Source organism: Paramagnetospirillum magneticum AMB-1 (assembly GCF_000009985.1).
Lineage (GTDB): Bacteria > Pseudomonadota > Alphaproteobacteria > Rhodospirillales > Magnetospirillaceae > Phaeospirillum > Phaeospirillum magneticum.
This window is the reverse complement of the sequence record NC_007626.1, coordinates 3,181,965-3,200,517: the sequence shown is the minus strand read 5'-3', so window position 1 is coordinate 3,200,517 and position 18,553 is coordinate 3,181,965. Positions and strand designations below refer to the sequence as shown.

At 70.0% G+C, this 18,553-nt stretch carries 7 protein-coding genes; 5 read left to right on the top strand and 2 right to left on the bottom strand.

Annotated features, from left to right (window positions below):
* The first annotated feature begins 55 nt into the window (after positions 1-55).
* From AMB_RS14945 to AMB_RS14925, 5 genes are all read left to right on the top strand, one after another.
* Positions 56-940: an AEC family transporter gene (locus tag AMB_RS14945; protein ID WP_011385347.1), complete on the top strand. Its 885-nt coding sequence runs from the start codon at positions 56-58 to the stop codon at positions 938-940.
* Positions 941-1,087: 147 nt separating this feature from the next.
* Complete coding sequence (locus tag AMB_RS14940; RefSeq protein WP_148207427.1) at positions 1,088-2,569, top strand: hypothetical protein; 1,482 nt, start codon at positions 1,088-1,090, stop codon at positions 2,567-2,569.
* A 29-nt stretch (positions 2,570-2,598) separates the two neighbouring features.
* Positions 2,599-6,294 carry a hypothetical protein gene (locus tag AMB_RS14935; protein ID WP_011385344.1) on the top strand — a complete coding sequence of 1,232 codons (3,696 nt, stop codon included), beginning with the start codon at positions 2,599-2,601 and terminating at the stop codon, positions 6,292-6,294.
* The gene (locus AMB_RS14930; protein WP_011385343.1) at positions 6,291-12,086 is read left to right on the top strand and encodes an alpha-2-macroglobulin; all 5,796 of its coding nucleotides are present in this window, start codon (positions 6,291-6,293) and stop codon (positions 12,084-12,086) included. Before AMB_RS14935 ends, AMB_RS14930 begins: the two co-directional genes overlap by 4 nt.
* A complete protein-coding gene (locus AMB_RS14925) occupies positions 12,083-14,440 on the top strand; it encodes a penicillin-binding protein 1C (RefSeq protein ID WP_011385342.1) in 2,358 nt (785 codons plus the stop codon). The genes AMB_RS14930 and AMB_RS14925 overlap by 4 nt, the downstream gene beginning before the upstream one ends.
* A gap of 2 nt (positions 14,441-14,442) precedes the next feature.
* Here the strand turns inward: AMB_RS14925 and AMB_RS14920 are convergent, their stop codons facing one another.
* Both AMB_RS14920 and AMB_RS14915 read right to left on the bottom strand, forming a co-directional pair.
* Positions 14,443-17,649: a hypothetical protein gene (locus tag AMB_RS14920; RefSeq protein WP_011385341.1), complete on the bottom strand. Its 3,207-nt coding sequence runs from the start codon at positions 17,647-17,649 to the stop codon at positions 14,443-14,445.
* The gene (locus tag AMB_RS14915; RefSeq protein ID WP_011385340.1) at positions 17,646-18,545 is read right to left on the bottom strand and encodes a CAP domain-containing protein; all 900 of its coding nucleotides are present in this window, start codon (positions 18,543-18,545) and stop codon (positions 17,646-17,648) included. Before AMB_RS14915 ends, AMB_RS14920 begins: the two co-directional genes overlap by 4 nt.
* Positions 18,546-18,553: the final 8 nt, after the last annotated feature.

Below are 18,553 nucleotides of genomic sequence, written 5' to 3'. Positions count from 1 at the left end.
GCCAGCCCGGGCCATATCAAGTGTCCCTTGCGCCACCGCAGAAGAGGATCGACGCATGGAGCTTATTTCCGGCCTCGCCGCCGTGGTCGCGCCGGTCTTCCTGATCGCCGCGGCGGGCTTCATCTGGGAAAAGCGAGGCTATCCCTTCGACCAGGGGCTGGTGACCAATCTGATGACCCTGGTGGCGGCGCCGTGCCTGGTGTTCTCCACCTTCACCACTACCCGGATCAGCTTTGCCGAGGCCGGGCTGATGGTCCAGGCCACCCTGGCCTGTCTCGGCCTGTTCGCGCTTGTCGCCTTCATCGGGCTGAAGCTGGCCGGCATGCCGCTCCGGGTCTATCTGCCGTCGCTGGTGTTTCCCAATATCGGCAATCTCGGTCTGCCGGTCTGTCTGTTCGCCTTCGGCGATCGCGGGCTGGCGCTGGCCACGGTGTTCTTCGCCGTCACCACCATCGGTCAGTTCACTCTGGGTCCGGCGGTGGCCTCGGGCCGCTTCCAGCTGGGCGCCATGGCCAGGACGCCGCTGATCTACGCCGTGGTGGTGGCTTTGCTGCTGGGCGGGTACGAGGTTCCCATTCCCCGCTGGATCGCCAATACCACCTCCCTGGCCGGAGGCATGGCGGTCCCCTTGATGCTGATCGCCCTGGGGGTGGCCCTGGCCAAGCTGAAAGCCGCCAATCTGGGCCGATCCGTCGCCATGGCGGTGGCACGGTTGGGCATGGGAGTGGCGGGCGGCTGGGTGGTCGCCACCTTTCTGTTCAATCTCGACGGCATCCAGCGCGGCGTGGTGATCATCGAAAGCGCCATGCCGGTGGCGGTGTTCAACTACCTCTTCGCGGTGATGTACGACAACCAGCCCGAGGAGGTGGCCGGCATGGTCCTGACCTCAACGGCCCTGGCCCTGGTGGGGCTGCCGTTCCTGGTGGCCTTCGTCACCTGAGGGTGGCTTTCCCCCTGTATCGGCCGGACAATCATTCCGTTAGGGTGATTGGCATTCAAGGGGGCTCATAGTAGCATCTTGGCCGCCGGTGACAGGGGGGGGGGGATGGCCAGGACTGCGACGTGCGGATCTCGGGGAGTGGCCGGCTTGCTGGCCTTGGTCGCGGCCGCCTCCATGGCTTTGGCCTGGATCAACTGGCCCGTGCCGGTCCCCACGGCGGCACCGCCCGAGCCCGCCGCAGCCCAGGATTCCGAGCCGGGCCTGGGGATGCCGTCCGTCAGCGTGGCCGAGGGCGAAGCCGCCGCGCCGCAGCCGGCGGCGCCCGGTCTGGTGTCCTCTGCCCGGTTGTTCTCGGTGGAGCGGTTCGGCCGCTATGCCGTGGCCGCCGTCAGCCCCCACGGCACCGCGCTGCAACTGGTCGACCGCATGGCCGGTCCCGGCGCCGAGGACGGCGTGGCGGGCAAGCGCGACGGCCGGGTCGACCTGTTTCTCGGGCCAGGGTCTCACAAGGCCATCCTGACCGCCCCGCAAAAGGCGGAAACCCCTGTCGAACTGCAGGTCCGGCCCTTCGAGGACCTGAGCGGCGCCACGCCGCCCCGGCTGGAGGAACTGCGGACCCTCTCGGCCGAGCTGGGCGATTTGCAACAGCATTCCTATTGGCTGGAGGTAACGGCGCGGCGTCAGGTGTTCCTGGAGGCCGCCGGACGTCACCTCGCCGATTTGCGCCTGTGGAAGGACGGCACCTGGCTGGTGGAGGCCGCTCCGGTGGCCGAGACCATCGAGCCGGTTCCCGGCCGCCCCCTGGCCCTGCGCCGTCTGGTGGCCGATCTCAATCCCGGACTCTATCTGGTGGTGGCCTATGGCGGTCCCGGTGCCGCCTGGACCGATGGGGCGGGGGACAAGCCGTTCCACCTGCGCTGGGGCATTCCCTCCCTGCCGGCGGCGGTGCGGCGCCAGATGGTCACCGGGCCGTTCGGCTTCGACCGTTGGCTGGTGCCGAAGACCGCCAATTATTTCCGGCTGGAGCTGCCGCAAGCCGGCCGCGCCGCCCTGGATGTGGCGCGCTATGCCGATGGCCATCCCCAGCCGGGCGATCACGTCGCCCTGGACAAGACCGCGCGCGAGCCGGTGGCCGAGATCGGCAATATGGACGGGAGCACCCAGCGTCTGGTGACGGTGGAGCGCGCTCCTGGCGAATCCTATGTGCTGCAGCACTATCTCAGCAGCCGCGTCTATACCTTCAGCGCCACCGGCGATTATCTCATCTCGGCGCTGCGTCCGGGGACCGGCGAGGACGACGCCGATCTCGGCGCCATCCTGACCGAGATGGGGGGCGGGACCGAGCGGGTGGTAGCCAGTTCGGCCCTGCGCCTGCTTCCCGGCACCGCCTGGACCCGGCGCTTCAACCTGCTTGACGCGGTCACCTTGTATGTGGACGTGGCCGAGCCGGGGCGCTTCGTCATGACCGGCGGCGGGGTCGAGGCGGAGATCGCCGTCACCCCGTTCATCCGCCAGCCCGACATGAAGATCGCCGCGGCGGCCGTCGGAGGCGGCAGCTGGAATCTGGATCGCGGCCTGCATGTGGTCTCCATCACGCCCCGGCCCGAACAGAAGGGCATCCTTGCCTGACCATCAAGGGCGAGGGGGCCGCCGACCCGGTGGCCGAGGCCCCGCCCGTGACCGGCGCCACCTTCACGCCGGTGGCGTTGAAGGCGGACAAGAGCTATCGCCTGACTCTCAGCCGGTCGGCCCGGCAGGGCGGCGGCGCGCTGATTCGCCGCCTGCCCCTGGACGTGACGGAGGAACTGCCCCTGACCCTGCGGGCGGGGGAGGCGGTGACCGTGCCGCTGTCGATCCCCAAGGCAGGGGCTCTCGATGCCGTGGCCGAGGACGGCCGCCGCCTGATGCTGGCCCCGCCCGGCGGAGCCCCGGCCGAACGGCTGGAGGTGGCGGCGGACACGCATTCCGTGACCTTCTCCAATCCGGCCGCCGTGCCGGTGCGGGCGTTCGTGCGCCTGGAGCAGCCCAAGGCGGAGGCGCCGCCGCCCCTGCCGCCGCTCTCGGCGGAGGTGCTGGCCCGGCGCCCGGCTTTTCCCCTGCTGGAAGCGGGAAAGCCGCGCTTTCTCGATCTGGCGGCGCTGCAATCGGCCACCTTCACCGTCCAGGTGGAGCGCCCGGCGCTCTACCGGGTCGAGACCACCGGCCTGCTGGAGACCAGGGGGACGTTGCGGACCCAGGTGCTGCCCAGGCTGGATTCGGCCGCCGGCAATGGGACCGGCCGCAATTTCCTGATGCAGACCTATCTGCGCGAGGGGCGCTACCAGTTGACCGTCGCGCCCCAGGGCGCCACCACCGGCCATCTCGGCGTGTCGCTGGCGGCCAGTCCGCTGCGGGACGGCGGTCGGCTGTCGGCGGGCAACGTCGCCCGGGCCAGCCTGCAGGCGGGCGAAGCGCTGCAATACGAGATCGAACTGGCCGAGGCGGGGCGTTACTGGCTGCGGGTCATGACCCTGGCCGGAACGCCCGCAATCCGGCTGGAGGATGCCGAGGGCTGGCCGCTGACCACGCCCGGTCAGCGTGGCGATCTTGAATGGGATCTCGCCGCCGGACGCTATCGCGTGGTGATCCTGCCCCAGCCCCTGCCGGCCCGCGTGGTCAGCCTGCTGGAGCCGGTGGCCGAGCCTCCCGTTCTGGCCGGGCATGGCCCCCACCCCCTGCCCCTGGACGGCAGCGCCAGCCACCGCTGGGAGGAGCCCGCCAAGGGCGGGGAGCGCAGCGGCGACCTGTGGACCTTCGCCCTGCCGGCCCCCGCCGATCTCGGCTTTGGCCTGTCCGAGTTCATGGAGGCCGATCTGGAGCGCGGCGACGGCCAGGCCCTTGCCACCTTCAATTTCCTCCGGCCCTATGCCGGCCGGCTGGAGGCGGGCGAGTATCGCCTCAGGGTCCGCACCGTCCGGCCCAACAACCGGGTCGACTACACCATCCGGTCGAGCATCACCCAACTGACCGAGGGGCGCGGCGTGCGGGTGTCGGTCCCGGCCGTGATCCCCCTCAGCATCGGCCGCGAGCGCATGGTGGAAATCTCCTCCTACGGCGATCAGGACGTCCGCGCCGTGCTGCGTGACGCCGCCGGTCGGGTGATCGGCCGCTCCGACGACCGCCCCGATGACTGGAACTTCAACATCGCCGCCCGGCTGGCGCCCGGCTTCTACACCCTGGCGGTGGAGCCGGTGGGCCAGGCCAAGGCGGAAACCCGGGTGACGCTGGACGCCCAGGCGGAGATCGAAGGCGCGCCGCTGGCCGCGTCCGAGGACCGCACGGTTGCCGGCGGCGCCGTGCACATCCTGCCGCTGGCCTTGGGCGATGGCGAGGCCCTGCTGGTGGCCCAGGCGCGGTCCACGGACAGTGCCGGCCTCGACCTGGAGCGCAAATCCGCCGATGGCGGCTGGCGGAGCGTGGGAAGCGCCTCGGGGCGCCGGGCGCTGCTGGCGCTGCCCCTCGGGAGAGGGGCGAAGGAGTCCTACCGGCTGCGGGTGTGGTCCATGGATCGCGGCGCGGCTCCCATCGCGCTGGCGATGCGCTCTGTCACTGCGGCCGAAGGGTCCGAACGGGCTTTGGCCAATGGCGTGTCCCTGACGGCCATTCCCGGCCTCGAGCCCGCCATTTCGGCGGCCGAGATCCGTCTGGACCGGCCGGGACTGTTCCGCTTCGACCAGCCCCCGTCCGGACTGCGCTGGGCCACCGCCCCCGATCGCCAGACCCTCCGCTCCGGCGGGGAGGTGGCGATGGCGGGCGGGGCGCGCCTGTGGCTGCTCGACGAGGGTGGAACGGGCCACAAGGTGACGGCGCGGCGGATCGTTCCCGATGCCCGGGTGCCGCTGGCCCTGAGCCTGGAGGAGGGGGAGACGGCCGTCTGGCCCCTGGAGGGCAAGGTCACCGCGCCGCTGCTTTTCCTGGCCGAATCGCGGGTGGGTCAGCCGGGGGTGGCCATCGGCGGCCGCGATGCCTTCGACGACGCCCGCACCGGTGGCTTCTCCGATGGCTCGGCGGTGGCGGTGCTGGCCGACGAGGCGGGGCTCAAGGACGCCATGGTGCGGCTGTGGCGGGCCGAGTCCGGGGGCGGGGCGCTGCCCCTGCTGCTGCGGCAGATATCGTTCGCCGAGCGGATTTCGGGTCGGCTCGACTGGGGGCTGGCCGATGGGCAGGTGCCCGCCAACCGCGCTCGCGACCTGACTTTGCCGCCGGGGCGCAAGCGCCTCGACCTCACCCTGGCGCCTCGCTTCGCCGCCGCCCTGATGGAGAACGGCCGGGTGGCGCGGGTGGTGTGGTCGGGCGACCGGGGGCAGGCGGTCAGCGTGGACAGTGCGGCCGATCGCCTGCTGCTGCTCAATGCCGGGGCGGAGGCTGGGCTGTATGCCCTGGGCCTCTCCCAGGCCGGCGAGGGCGAGGACGCGCTGAAGCCCGGCGGGTTGCTCAGTCGCTGGCTGCCCGGTGCCGGAACTCTGCGTCTGGAGCTGGAGGGGCGCGGCAAGGGGCTGGTGGCGCAGGTGTCGGGGCAGGTGGAGAGCGTTCGTCTGATCCAGAAGAACGGAGAGGTCCGCACCGGCGCCCGTCTCGCCGTCGAGGACGACGGGGTGCTGGAGGTGCGCCACCGGCCGGGGCTTCTGGCCCTGTGGCTGGACGGCGCGGGTGAGGAGGCCTGGCCGGCGGCGGCGGGGGCGGTGGCCGCCCCCCAGGTGCCGGGGACCGTGGCCCTGTCGGGGGCCGAGGTCTCGTGGCGTTTCGACACTGCTGCTCCCGGCCTGCTGCATCTGCGCGGCTCCGAGCCGGTGATGGCCGGGTTGCGCCGTCCCGGCGCCGGTCCCCAGGTGGCGGCATCGCCTCAGGGCGCGGCGCTGCATGTCTTCATGCCGGAGGGCGCCACGGTGCTGGCCCTGCGGCCGCTGCACGGCGGCCCCCTGGCCGGCTCGGCGCGGCTGGCCCGCAGCGAGCCTGTCCCCCTGGGCGAGGGGTTGGGGCCACGGCTGCGGCTGGCGCCGGGCGATGCCCGCCTGTTCGTCTTCGATCTGGCCAAGGCCGGGCCGGTGGGAATCGGCATCAAGGGCTCGTCGGATTCGGCGCGGGCGACCTTGCTGGACGGCCGAGGCGCCGTGCTGGCCGAGGGCAGCGTGGCCATGCGCGATCTGGCGGCCGGCCGCTATTTCCTGGTGGTGGAGAATCGCGGCGACGCCGCGCCGGTGGATGTCCAGCCGGCGCTGGTGGGGGTGACGCGCCCCGATACCGGCCCCCCCGAGGATGTGAAACGCGCCTATTGGGCCCTGGTCGCCACCGAGGAAGAGAGCAGCAAGCCATGACCGTCCTCCATCGCGTCCTCGCCGTCGTCCTGGCCCTGCTGGTCTTCGCGCCGGTTCCATCGTCCTGGGCCGACGATACGGTGCGCCGCCCCGGCAATGCGCAGGTGGTGCCCGAGCACTTCCTTCGTAGTTGGGACCCGGTCACCGTGTTCTTCGACGCCGATACCGGCCCGGCCAAGGGCGGCGCCGAGGACCACCCCGAGCGTGTCGTGACCCTTGATCCTCCCCATCCCGGCGCCTTTGCCTGGAAGGATGCCCGCACCTTGCAATTCCGTCCGGCGGTGGCCTGGCCGCCCATGGGGCGCTTTGCCTGGACGGTGCAGGGGCGCACCCAGGATCTGGTGACGCTGATGTCGGGGCCGGTGTCCAGCGAGCCGGCGGAGGGCAAGACGGGCCTCGATCCGGTCGAGGCCATCACCTTGTCGTTCCGCGAGCCCATCGCGCCCGAGATCCTCGCCCGTCTGGTGACCATCGAGCTGCGGCCGCTGCCGGGAGTGGGGGGGGAATCCTCCCGGACCCTCAATGCCGCCGATTTCGACGTCAAGGTGATGGAACGCCTGCGCCCCGCCGACCCCGCCACCTATGTGCTGAACCTCCACCATCCCATCGGGTTGGGAACCAAGGTGGTGGTTCATATCCGGCTGGCCCCCGACCAGACGGTGGGGCGCGAGGAACAGCGCATCGCCTTCGCCACCGCCGAGGCCTTCCACGTCACCCGGTTCGGCTGCCGCGACACCGGCTATCCCGCCGCCCCCGAAGGCGTGTCCTATGCCCGGGAGCGGGCCCTGCAATGCCCGGCCGACGAGCGCTCGGTGATGCTGGCCTTTTCCGGCAGCCCCAAGCCGGTGGGCCCCATCGAGGGGCGCAATCTGGTGCGCCTGTCGCCCCAGGTGGACGACCTGCGTTTCGAGACCGTGGGCAACACCCTGGTGGTCAAGGGCCGCTTCGAGGCCGATACCCTGTATCAGGTCCGTCTGGAGCCCTCGGCGCTGTCCGATACCAAGGGCCGTCCGCTGCATCTGACGGCGGCCAACCAGTTGTTCCTGTCCTTCCCCGCCAAGCCGGGCTTCGTCAAGTTCGCCACGGGCGAGGGGCTGGCCGAGCGCTTCGGGCCGCAGATGGTGCCGGTCAAGACCCGGGGCGTCGAGCGCCTGGACCTGCGCATCCATCCCATCGACCCGCTGGACCGCTCGTTGTGGCCGTTTCCCGCCGACAACATGGTCATCGACGAGTCGGCGCGTCCGCCGGCCCCGGGCGAGGAGCCCAAGCCCTGGACCAATACCTATTCCGTGCCCGACGACACCATCGCCCAGCATATCCGGGCCTTCGGTTCGCCCTCCATCTCGGAACTGGTAAGCGTTCCGGCGGGCCGGGGCAATGCCACCGCCAGCTTCGGCCTCAACCTGCGCCCCCACTTGGCCCGCATCGCCGGGGTGGGCAAGCCCGGCCATTATCTGGTCGGCATCCGGCGGCTGGAGAACAAGAGCAGCCGGGTGTGGATGCGGCTGCAGGTCACCGATCTCAGCCTGACGGCCGTCGAGGAGGCCGACCGGGTCCGCTTCGCCGTCACCTCGCTGTCCACCGGGCTGCCGGTGGAGGGCGCCACCATCCGGCTGGAGGGCCGGGAGGCCAAGGGCGACGGCTTGCCGGCGCAGCTCACCACCGGGCCGGACGGCATGGTGGCCTGGCAGGCGCCGGGGCAGGGCAACGATGCCATCCGCCGCATTGTGGTCGCCAAGGACGGCGACACCCTGGTCCTCAACCCCGCCCGTCCGCCCCGGTTCTATGCCGAGGGCGGCTGGCGGGAATCCTCGTATTACGACGGCTGGCTGAGCTGGGTGACGCGCCCGCTGGAAGACCGCAAGGACCCGGCCAAGGATCTGTGCCACATCTTCACCGAGCGCCCCATCTACCGCCCCGAGGAGCCGGTCCATATCAAGGGCTATGTGCGGAAGGGCGAGGCGGGCAAGCTGGAGCTTTCGGCCAAGCCCGGCAATCTGGTGGTGCAGGCTCCCGACGGGGCCGAATGGCGCTATCCCCTGGTCATCAACGAATTCGGCAGCTTCTACCACAAGTTCGACGCCAAGACGGTGGCCACCGGCATTTACAAGGTCTTCGTGGACTACAAGGCGCCGGGGGCGACCCGCAAGGAGTCCGAGGACGAGGAAACCGCCGAGGACGCCAATGGCGAAGCCGGGGGCGGCCGCTGCCATGTGGCCAAGTTCAAGAAGGAAGCCTATCGCCTGCCGCGCTTCGAGGTGCAGTTGCACGCGCCGCTGTCGGTGGGGCTCGACGCGCCGTTCCCGGTCGGCCTGACCACCGAGTATTACGCTGGCGGCGTGGTGGCCGAGCAGCCCCTGCGCTGGCGGGTGACCCAGGTGCCCTTCGCCTGGACGCCCAAGGCGCGGCCGGGCTTCCTGTTCTCGGCCGACCAGCGCTTTTCCGGCAACCAGCCCTTCCGCTCCAGCCCCGTGCTGGAACGTGAAGGCAAGACCGATCCCCAGGGCGCCGCCCGTCTGGTCCTCGACCCCACCATCGAACCCACGGCCCAGCCCAGGAAATACGTGGTCGAGGCCACGGTGGTGGGCGACGACGACCAGAGCGTTACCAACACCCAGGAGGTGCTGGCCCTGCCGCCCTTCGTGCTGGGGCTGAAGCTGCCGCGCTTCATCGAGAAGACCGACCGGCTCGAACCCCTGGTGGTGGTCGACGACGCCCAGGGCAAGCCCGTCGCCGGACAGAAGGTGGTGGTGCGCCTGCTGAAGCGGCAATGGAATTCCATTCTCCAGGCCACCGACTTCACCCAGGGCTCGGCCAAATACGTCACCGAGGTGGTCGAGGACAAGGTGGCCGAGACCACGGTGACCAGCACCGCCGAGCCGTTCAAGGTTCCCTTCCCCATCAACGGGGCGGGGGTCTATGTGGTCGAGGTGGAATCCCAGGACAGGCTGGGACGCCTGCAGACCGTCAAGGTCGACCTCTTCGCCGGTGGGGATCGTCCCGCCACCTGGTCGCGTCCGCCGGCCGAGGTGTTCTCGGTGGCGCCCGACAAGACCGCCTATGCCCCGGGCGAGACCGCCAAACTGGTGCTGCAAAGCCCCTTCCAGAACGGGCAGGCCCTGGCGGTGATCGAAGAGCCGGACGGCCGCAACCTCTATGAATGGGTCGCCGTCAGGAACGGCTACGGCACCCTGGCGCTGCCCATCAAGGCGGAATACATGCCGCGCCTGCCGGTGCATTTCGTGCTGATGCGCGGGCGCCTCAAGGGCGACGACGATCAGGTCGGCATCCACGCCGATCTGCGCAAGCCGGCCACGGTGGCGGCCACCCAATGGGTGACGGTGACGCCCGCCAAAAATCTGGTCAAGGTGGAGATCTCGGCCCCGCGCAAGGCCCAGCCCGGCCAGGATGTGGACCTGACGGTGAAGCTGGCCGACGACCAGGGCAAGCCCCTGGCCGGCGAGGTCACCTTGTGGATGGTCGATCAGGCGGTGCTGGCCCTGGCCAAGGAGGCCCGGCTCGACCCGTTGCCCCAGTTCATCGTGCCGCGCGACAGCAAGGCCAAGCTGCGCGACACCCGCAATTCGGTGTTCGGGGTGCTGCCGCTGCAGGAAGAGCCGGGTGGCGACGAGGGCGACGACGGTTCGCCGCTGCTGCGCGCCACCGTGCGCAAGAACTTCACCCCGGTGCCCTATTACGAGCCGTCGCTTCGGGTGGGACCGGAGGGCACGGCGACGGTCACCGTGCGGCTGCCCGATTCGCTCACCAACTTCAAGCTGCGGGCCAAGGCGGTCAGCGGCCCGTCCCGCTTCGGCTTCGGCACCGGCGACATGCAGGTGCGCCTGCCGGTGCTGGTGCAGCCTGCGCTTCCGCGCTTCGTCCGCCCCGGCGACAGCTTCCAACTGGCCGCCATCGGCCGGGTGGTGGATGGCGGCGGGGGGCCGGGCCGGGCCAAGCTGAAGCTTGCCGGTCTCGATCTGTCCGGGTCGGACGAACGGGGCTTCGAGTGGCAGGCCAATGTCTCCCAGCGCCTGGACTTTCCCGTCAGCGTCCCGGTGGGCGCCAGCGGCGAGGTCTTGGTCACCATGGGGGTCGATCGCGCCTCCGACGGGGCCAAGGATGCCTTCCAGGTCAGCCTGCCGGTCCAGCCCGACCGCGATCGGGTGGCCGAGCGTACCATCGCCCGCCTTTCCGGCGACGCGCCGGTGGTGCTGGCGGCGGTCACCGAACCGGTGCGCCCCGGTACCCTGGAACGCGACGTGGTGGTGGCGGACAAGGACGTGGTGGCCCTGGCCGGCGGCCTCGATTACCTGCGGCTTTACCCCTTCGGCTGCACCGAGCAGCGCCTGAGTCTGGCCCGCGCCAGTCTCGGCACGCGGCAATTCGGCGCCGCGCTGCTGGGGCCGGACGGCTCGGAGGAGCGGATCAACGCCACCGTCCGCGCCACCCAGGAATGGATCGGCCAGTCCGTGGCCGATAACGGGCTGGTCTCCTACTGGCCGGGCGGACGCGGCTACGTGGCGGTAACCGCCTGGGCGGTGCAGTTCATGGCCGAGGCCAAGGCGGCGGGCATGGCGGTGGACCAGCCGCTGCTGGACAAGCTGGTGGTGGCGCTGAAGCAGTCGCTGCGCTCCGATTACCGCGATTTCGTCGACGGACAGTCGTGGTCCGAACGCTCGTGGGCTTTGGCGGCGCTGACCGGCGCCGGGCAGGGGGATGCCACCTACGCCGCCGAACTGGCGCGCAAGGCGCCCTATCTGCGCGCCGAGGCCCTGGCCCAGGTGGCCTGGGCCCTGGCCAGGTCACCGGCCACCCCGGCCTCGACCGTGACCGAGATGCAGCAGCGCCTGTGGTCCAGCGTGGTGGTCAAGCTGGACAAGGGTCGGGACGTCTATGGCGGATTGCAGGAGGCGGGCGGCCTGAGCCCCCTGATCCTGCCCTCGGAAACCCGGAGTGTGGCCCAGATCCTCCGGGCCTCCCTGGCGGCCCGCCCCGCCGAGCCGCGCAACCGCCTGCTGGCCGATGCCCTGCTGGGGCTGGGCAAGGGCGATGGCTGGGGCAGCACCAACGCCAATGCCGAGGCCCTGCTGGCCCTGGCCGACTGGATTCGGGTCGGGGGACGCAAGGGCGGCGACCGCGCCGCCACCGTCACCTTTGGCGGAGAAAGCCGGCAACTGAGCCTGACCGATGCCGCGCCCGTGGCGCGGACCAGCCTTCCGCCCGGCGAGGCCCGGATCAGCCTGGGCGCTCCGACCCCCGAGCCGCTGGCGGTGTGGGCCAGGACCAGCTATGTGCCCTCGGCCGATGGCAGCACCCAGCCGGCGGCGGCGCGGGGCTTCGCCGTGGACCGCGAGGTGTGGAAGCTGGCGCCCGATGGCACTCTCGGCGGGCGGATGGCCCTTGATGCCCCGTCCGCCACCATCGCCCTGGCGGTGGGAGAGGTGATCGAGGATCACGTCACCGTGGTCAATTCCGCTGATCGGGCTCATATCGCCGTGGTGGTGCCCATGGCCGCTGGCATGGAGCCGCTCAACCCCGCCCTGGCCACGGCCCCGCCCGAGGCCAAGCCGTCCGAGGCGGTGACGCGCCCGCCCTCCTATGCCGCCTTCCTCGACGACAGGATCAGCTACTTCTATGACGAGTTGCCCAAGGGGACCTACCACTTCCGTATTCGCAGCCGCGCCACCGTGCCCGGCCGCTTCATCCAGCCGGCGGCGGTGGCCCGCGCCATGTACGACGACACGGTGAACGGCAACGGCAACGGCGCGCTGGTGGTGGTGACCCGGCCGTGACCCGGGGCCGCCGGGCCGTCTGGGCTGTCCTGGCGGGGCTGGTCCTCGCCGTGGCGGTCCTGTGGCCGCGTGCCGATCTCACGGCGCCGGCGGCGACCCGCATCCTGCTCGACCGTCACGGCGCCTTTCTGGCCCAGGTGGGGGGGCGCGACGGCACCCTTTACGGCTATTGGCCGGTGGAGCGGGTGCCCGAGCGGGTAGCGGCGGCCATCATCGCCATCGAGGACCGCCGGTTCGGCCGCCATGGCGGAGTCGATCCCATCGCCTTAGTGCGGGCGGGGATCGAGCGGCTGCGCGGCGACGGCCGCTCGGGGGCCTCGACCATCGCCATGCAGGTGGCGCGCATGCAGGCTCCCGGACCGCGCACCCTGCCGCGCAAGCTGCTGGAGGCGGCCACCGCCACGCTGATGGTGGCCCGCCACGGGCGCGACGAGGTTTTGCGGCATTATCTGCGGCTGGTGCCCTTCGGCAACGGCAGCCACGGCATCGCCCACGCCGCCCGCTGGTACCTGGACAAGCCGGTGGAGGACCTGTCCTGGGCCGAGATCGCCTTCCTGTCCGCCATTCCCCAGGCGCCGGGGCGGATGAACCCCTTCACCCGCGAGGGCAAGGCGCGGGCGGTGCGGCGCGGCCATCGCATCCTGGCTCATCTGCACGAATCCGGGCTCATGGGGGCCGGGGAATTCGCCCTGGCCGAAAGACAGATCGAGCATCTGGCCATTCCCCGTCACGGCCGCCGCCCGGCCGAGATGATCCATCCGGTGCTGCGGCTGCAGCGCGCCCTGGCCGCCTCCCAGGCGCCGGTGCCGCCGCTGGTGCCCACCACCCTCGATCTGGCCACCCAGCGCCGGGTGCACGATGCCGCGTCCCGGCAGATGCCCGACTGGCGCTCCCGGGGCGCCGAGCAGGTGGCGGTGGTGGTCATGGACCGCGCCAGCCGCGAGGTCCTGGCCTGGCTGGGCTCGGAGAGCTATTTTTCCCCCCAGGCCGGGGCCATCGACTTCACGGCGGTCAGCCGCTCGCCCGGCAGTGCCTTGAAGCCGTTCATCTACGCCCTGGCGCTCGATCGCGGCCGCATCGCCGCCAACACCATCCTGGCCGATCTGCCCGAGACCCAGTGGGGCATCGACAATTCCGACCACGATTATCTCGGCCCCATGCTGCCGCGTCAGGCCCTGGCCAACTCGCGCAATGTTCCCGCCGTGTCGGTGCTGCGCCAGGCGGGGCTGGACGAGACCCATCTGTTCCTGTCCACCCTGGGGCTGCACGACAATACCCAGGCGGCGTCGCGCTTCGGGCTGGTTCTGGCTGTGGGCGCCATGCCCACCACGCTGGAGAGGCTGATGCGGGCCTATGGCGCCATCGCCGATGACGGCCGGCTGATGGATCTGGTGTGGTGGCGGGGACAGGATCTCTCGCCGCCCGGTCAGGTGCTGTCGGCGGCGACGGCGCGCCAGATCACCCAGTTCCTATCCGATCCGGCGGCGCGGCTGCCGACCTTTCCCCGGCTGGGCGCCTCCGAGTCCGGCCTTCCCATCGCGGTCAAGACCGGCACCTCCCAGGGCTACCGCGACGCCTGGGCGGTGGCCTGGACCATGGACACCGTGGTGGGCGTGTGGACCGGCCGGGCGCGAGGCACCACCATGCAGGCCATGACCGGCGCCCAATCCTCGGCCCGGCTGGCTCAGGAGATCCTGGTGGGGCTGCGGGAGAGCAGGGGGGAAAACGTCGCCGAACGGGCCTTCCCGCCACCGGCCAATTACCGTCCGGTGGAATTATGCGCCAGGACCGGCCTGCGCGCGGCGGGACGGTGCTCCCAGACCCTGGTGGAGTGGTTTGCCGATGGCCACCCGCCGGAGGAGGACGATGTCTTCCAACTGCTGAAGGTGGATCTGCGCAATGGTTTGCTGGCGGCGCCGTGGACGCCCCGCGATTACGTGGGCGAGCGCACCTTTGCCGCCTTCCCCCCCGAGCACGCCGCCTGGGGCAGCGCCAACGCCCTGCCTCCGCCGCCCACCGAGATCAGTCCGCTGGACCGTCCCCAGACCCGCGCCGAGCGGCGGGTCCCGGCCGTCCAGGCGCCCGATGGAACGCTGAAGGTCATCGCTCCCCGTGACGGATTGCGCATGGCCCGCAATCCCGAGACTCCGGCCGAGGCGGACATGCTGAATCTCCGCGCCACCGTCGGGCGGGGCATCGAGACGGTGCTGTGGCTGGTGGACGGCAAGCCCTGGCGCCAGGCCGCCGCCCACCAGCCCGTCCACTGGCCGCTGACCGCCGGAATTCATGTCTTCCAGGTGGCCACCGGCGACGGCGAGCGGATGTCGGCCCCGGTGACCATCTCGGTGGAATAGTCCTAACTTAGAAGCCGGACCCATGCCGGAAAATGGGAGGGGTGGCGGGCCAGCAGTCCCGGCATGACGTCGTGCCGGCAAAAGCGGCGCAGCAGCAATTGAGGACGGCGCCTGGGAGGCATGTCCTTTGGAAAGGCCGCGACCAGCTTGGCGATATGCTTCGGACTTTCGACGACGGTCGAGGGAAGGGCCGCGATCAGAGCCGTGACCAACCGCCGCATATCCCGGCATTCGCCGCCCAGGGTCTGGATCGCCGCCCGCAATCCTTCCGGCCCTTGGCCGGACAGGAGTGCCGCCATTCCGGCATCCGCCTCGGTCAGCGTCCTGGCGCAATCGGCCCACAGCAGCGCGGCGCCGGGGCTGTCTTGCATGCCGCACTGGCGAAGCAGGACCTGCATCTCCCCCGCCAAGCCATCAATGCCTCCGATATCGTCGTCGTTGTCGAGGTCATCGGGAGCGATGCTTCTCCGGCAGGCCTCCACGTAGCGCTCGAACCTTGGGCGAAGGCGGAACAGCGGTTCGAGGCCGTCAATGGTTTCCACGGTCGAACTGAAGGCCGTTTTGCCGAGGTCGGCCTTCAAGGCAAGCAGCCCCGTTCTGATGGAAATCCACTGATCATGGGTCGCCGGGTCGCGAAAGTCCGCGGACAGCAACGCCTCGACCCGGGCGGTGAGGCGTCTCAGGCTGTCGACAGCGGTGGTCGCTCTGGCCAAGCCCTTGGGTGCGGCCGGCATGCCGACCGGAACCGTCGCCCGGCGCAAGCAATCCTCCAGGTGCCGCCACCTGGCTTGGAGTTCCTCGCATCGTTGCAGCACAGGCGCCACGGTGTCCGACCGAAGGTCCGGCAGGGCGCGGATATCCGCCAGGGCCGACTTGATGCCGGTTTCCAATTCCCTGGTCAGGTGCCGGGGGGCATCGGAGCAAAATGGCGCCAGTTCGGGCCAGATTGGGGCGAGTACCAGGGCGCACCAGGCGAGGGCCGTTCGGCTGTTCCGCTTTTCCCATTCGGCCGCTAGCCATTTCAGCGGAGCCAACACCGTCGGGCGAAGAACGACGGGCAGGTCGCCGAACAGGGCCGATCCCAGCCGCTCGAAATCCGCCGCCAGGGGAAAATCATCCAACAGGGCGGGGACAGAGATGACGAAATTCCGCCAGAAGTTCAGACGGCCGGCGATGGATGCGTCGTCACCCCCCGGGAACGGCGTGGTCGCGGCCAGGTTGTTCAATGCCGGGAGGTCACCGTCGTGCCAGGCGGTCTGGAAGGCTTCAAGCAGGATATTACCGGCGATGTCCGGCATGGCCAGAATGATGTCGGCCGAGCGCTGAATCCACAGGTGATGGAGAGCCGTGCTGCCGGCTTCGCCGGCACGGGAACGGCCAATTTCCATCTGGAGCGTCAGATTGTCCAAGAATGCCGGGGCGGCGCCGGCCTGCTTCAGCCGGGCCACATCCCGGCCGGCATCGTCAAAGCGGCCCAGGCGCAGGTGCTCCCGCAACGTGCGCTCCAGCCCCAGCCGTTCGAATGTTGCGGCCAGACCAGCGAACTCGACCGGCCCGCCGTCGCGCAGATCCCGGGCGATGGCGTCCGGGTCCGGAAGGGGAGGGGCGCCATCGGCGAAGAGCCTTTCCAGCGCCGCCTGCCATTGCCCCAGGCGTTCGTCGCGAATGGTCTCCAGAACTTTGCCAAAGGCGGAATACTCGTCGCAGGCGGCGTCAAGGGTCGGGGACAGTTCTTCCCAGCGCCGCCACCAGATCAAGGCGGCCTGATGGCTTTTCAACGGCTGGGCGTCACGCAATTCGCTGAGCTGCGGGATGGCTTCGCGCAGCGCCTCATCCAGGCGCGGCACGGTATGGGGTGGGACATCCAGCCGGGTCAGAAACGATTCGATCTCGTGGTGCCGCACCTGCCTTTCGAGTTGCTCCAGTACCCGATCCACTTCTGAGCGGAGGGCTGGGTCAGCTCGCAGCAGGCCGACCGCTCCGAGCAACGACGGCTCGGGCTGGTGCGGGCTCTGGGCCAGGGACGCGATCATGGCCCGCTTGGCGGCGAGGTCGTCCAGCCGGCGACGCAGCCCCTCGGGAGGGGTGTCCCGTCGCCTCAGGCCCCGAATAGCGCCGGATTCCACGGCAACCCAGTCGGAGGCCCATTCGTCCAGCCCGGCCCGGAGGCTGGTCAGTTCGGGAACGAGCCGAGTCAGGGGCGGCGAGGGGGATGGGGGCAAGGCATCGGTCAACTGGGCTGGTGATGTCGCCGTCTCCATGGCCTCGTCATGGAGACGGCGACAGGCGGCCTGGGCAACCTCGAACCAGTCCGAGGACAACCGGTCGATCCAGGACGCGCCCAGCGGGTTCAACCGCTCCAGCAGTTGAGAGACCTGGAAAAGGTCCTGGCAGGATTCCGCCTGTGCCTGAAGGAAGGCTTCCTGGTCGCGTCGCAGGCGCTGAATCTGGAGGCCGAGTTCCGGGCAACGGGCGGCGAGACCCGGAGCCGCCGCATGAAAGGCGCTCAACTGTCCGCAGGTGGTTTCGCTCATCTCCAGGTCCGGCCAATCGGCCACGGCCAACGCCTCGGCCGACCGCATCAGATCCTCCAGGCTTTGGGCGTGCCGTTCGGCGCCTTCGATGGCGGCGATCAGCGCCGGATCAAGCCATTGGGCGGAAATTTCGGCCAGGGCTTTCCTCGCCGCTCCGGGACACCCCGCGTCGAGCGCCTGCCGCGCCTGGGCCTGGGCAAGCCAGGCAAGAGCCTCTTCCACCTGGGGCAATCCGCCCTTGGCGCGGCGGAGCCCTAACAAAATGCTCTTGGCGATGCCGAAATCCGCCCTGGATTGTGCGCCTTCCGCGAAACTGGCCAGACGGTCCAGTTCCTGCCGTCGCAGCCGCTGGCCTTCGGCAGCGCCGTCGAGAGCCGGTGCGAACAGCTCTGAGAGGAGGACTGGATAGCGGTAATCCCGCGGCCCCTGGACCGACGACAACTGGTCCTCCACCTGTCGCAATCGACTGGCCGGTTTTGGGGGCTGGCGACTGGCGCGGTCGAGGCGGAGCCGAAATTCGGGCACAAGGGGGTGCAGGTCAGCCCGGTCCGATTCGGCGATGGCGTCAAGGATGGCCAGGACGTCGTCCCTCATGGCGGCCTGCTCGACAAAGACTTCCAGATCCTGCCGGATTTCGCCCGCCGATCGGCTCAGGGTCGGAGCCCAGTTTCTCATGGAGCCGATCCGTCCCCCACCGTGAACATCGGACCGGTATGGGGACGGCCGCTTCCAGCGAAGTGGAGGATCAGGTGATAGCGGCCCGCCTTGGCCGGCGCCCGGCAATCGGCGACCGGCTGTTCCGGAAGGTCCTGTGAATGATCCGTGTCGTGGAAGGAACAGCTTTTCGGGGAGCCAATGGACGATAAGGTCACGGCGGCGGCAAGCATCTGGCCGGTACGGACGGTGGCCGGAAGGCCTGTCGTCAGGGTGGCGACGGGATTGGCGATGACCACGGTGGCGACGAAAGCGTCGTCTCCCTCGGCGACGCCGACACCTGCCAGCTTTCCCTGGGGGGATAAAATAGCGGCCATCGTCTCCATGCGGTCCATGAGCCGCTCGAACAGCATGTCGGCCCGGTCACGGCCCTTACCCTCCTTGCCGGTACGGGCCAGGGCTTCGGTCACGTCGCCGACGAACGTCCGGTCCAGTGCCGCGACACGGCCTTGGGCCTGCCACAGATTAGGTCCGATGGCGTTGAGATAGCCGTTGACCGCCATATCGACGGAATGGGCCTGGGCGGCGATTCCAAGATTCGGCGCCCTGGCCAACGGTGCGAGCCTTTTGGCCTCACGTTCCTTGTTGATGCGGGCCAACAGGCGTTCGGCCATGTCGGGCAACAGCTTTCCCTGCTCCATGCCGCCGCGCTCGACCATCTTGCGTGCCCAGGCGTCGTAATCCTGGGGTATCCCTGGGACACGGAGAAGTTCCGGACGCGGAGCCGCCGGAGCCGCCACCGCGGTTGCCGTCTCGGGACTGCGGATGGTGAGTCGGCTCACCGCGGGATAGATCACGAGAACCGCCAGCAGAATGACGGATTGAAGAATGGTGACGGCGACAATCGGACGTGACATGGCGCTCT

What these genes read in the sequence shown, in the direction of transcription:
- AMB_RS14945 (WP_011385347.1), top strand. Translation starts at nt 56, where the DNA reads ATGGAGCTTATTTCCGGCCTCGCCGCCGTGGTCGCGCCGGTCTTCCTG.
- AMB_RS14930 (WP_011385343.1), top strand. Translation starts at nt 6,291, where the DNA reads ATGACCGTCCTCCATCGCGTCCTCGCCGTCGTCCTGGCCCTGCTGGTC.
- AMB_RS14915 (WP_011385340.1), bottom strand. Translation starts at nt 18,545, where the DNA reads ATGTCACGTCCGATTGTCGCCGTCACCATTCTTCAATCCGTCATTCTG.
- AMB_RS14920 (WP_011385341.1), bottom strand. Translation starts at nt 17,649, where the DNA reads ATGAGAAACTGGGCTCCGACCCTGAGCCGATCGGCGGGCGAAATCCGG.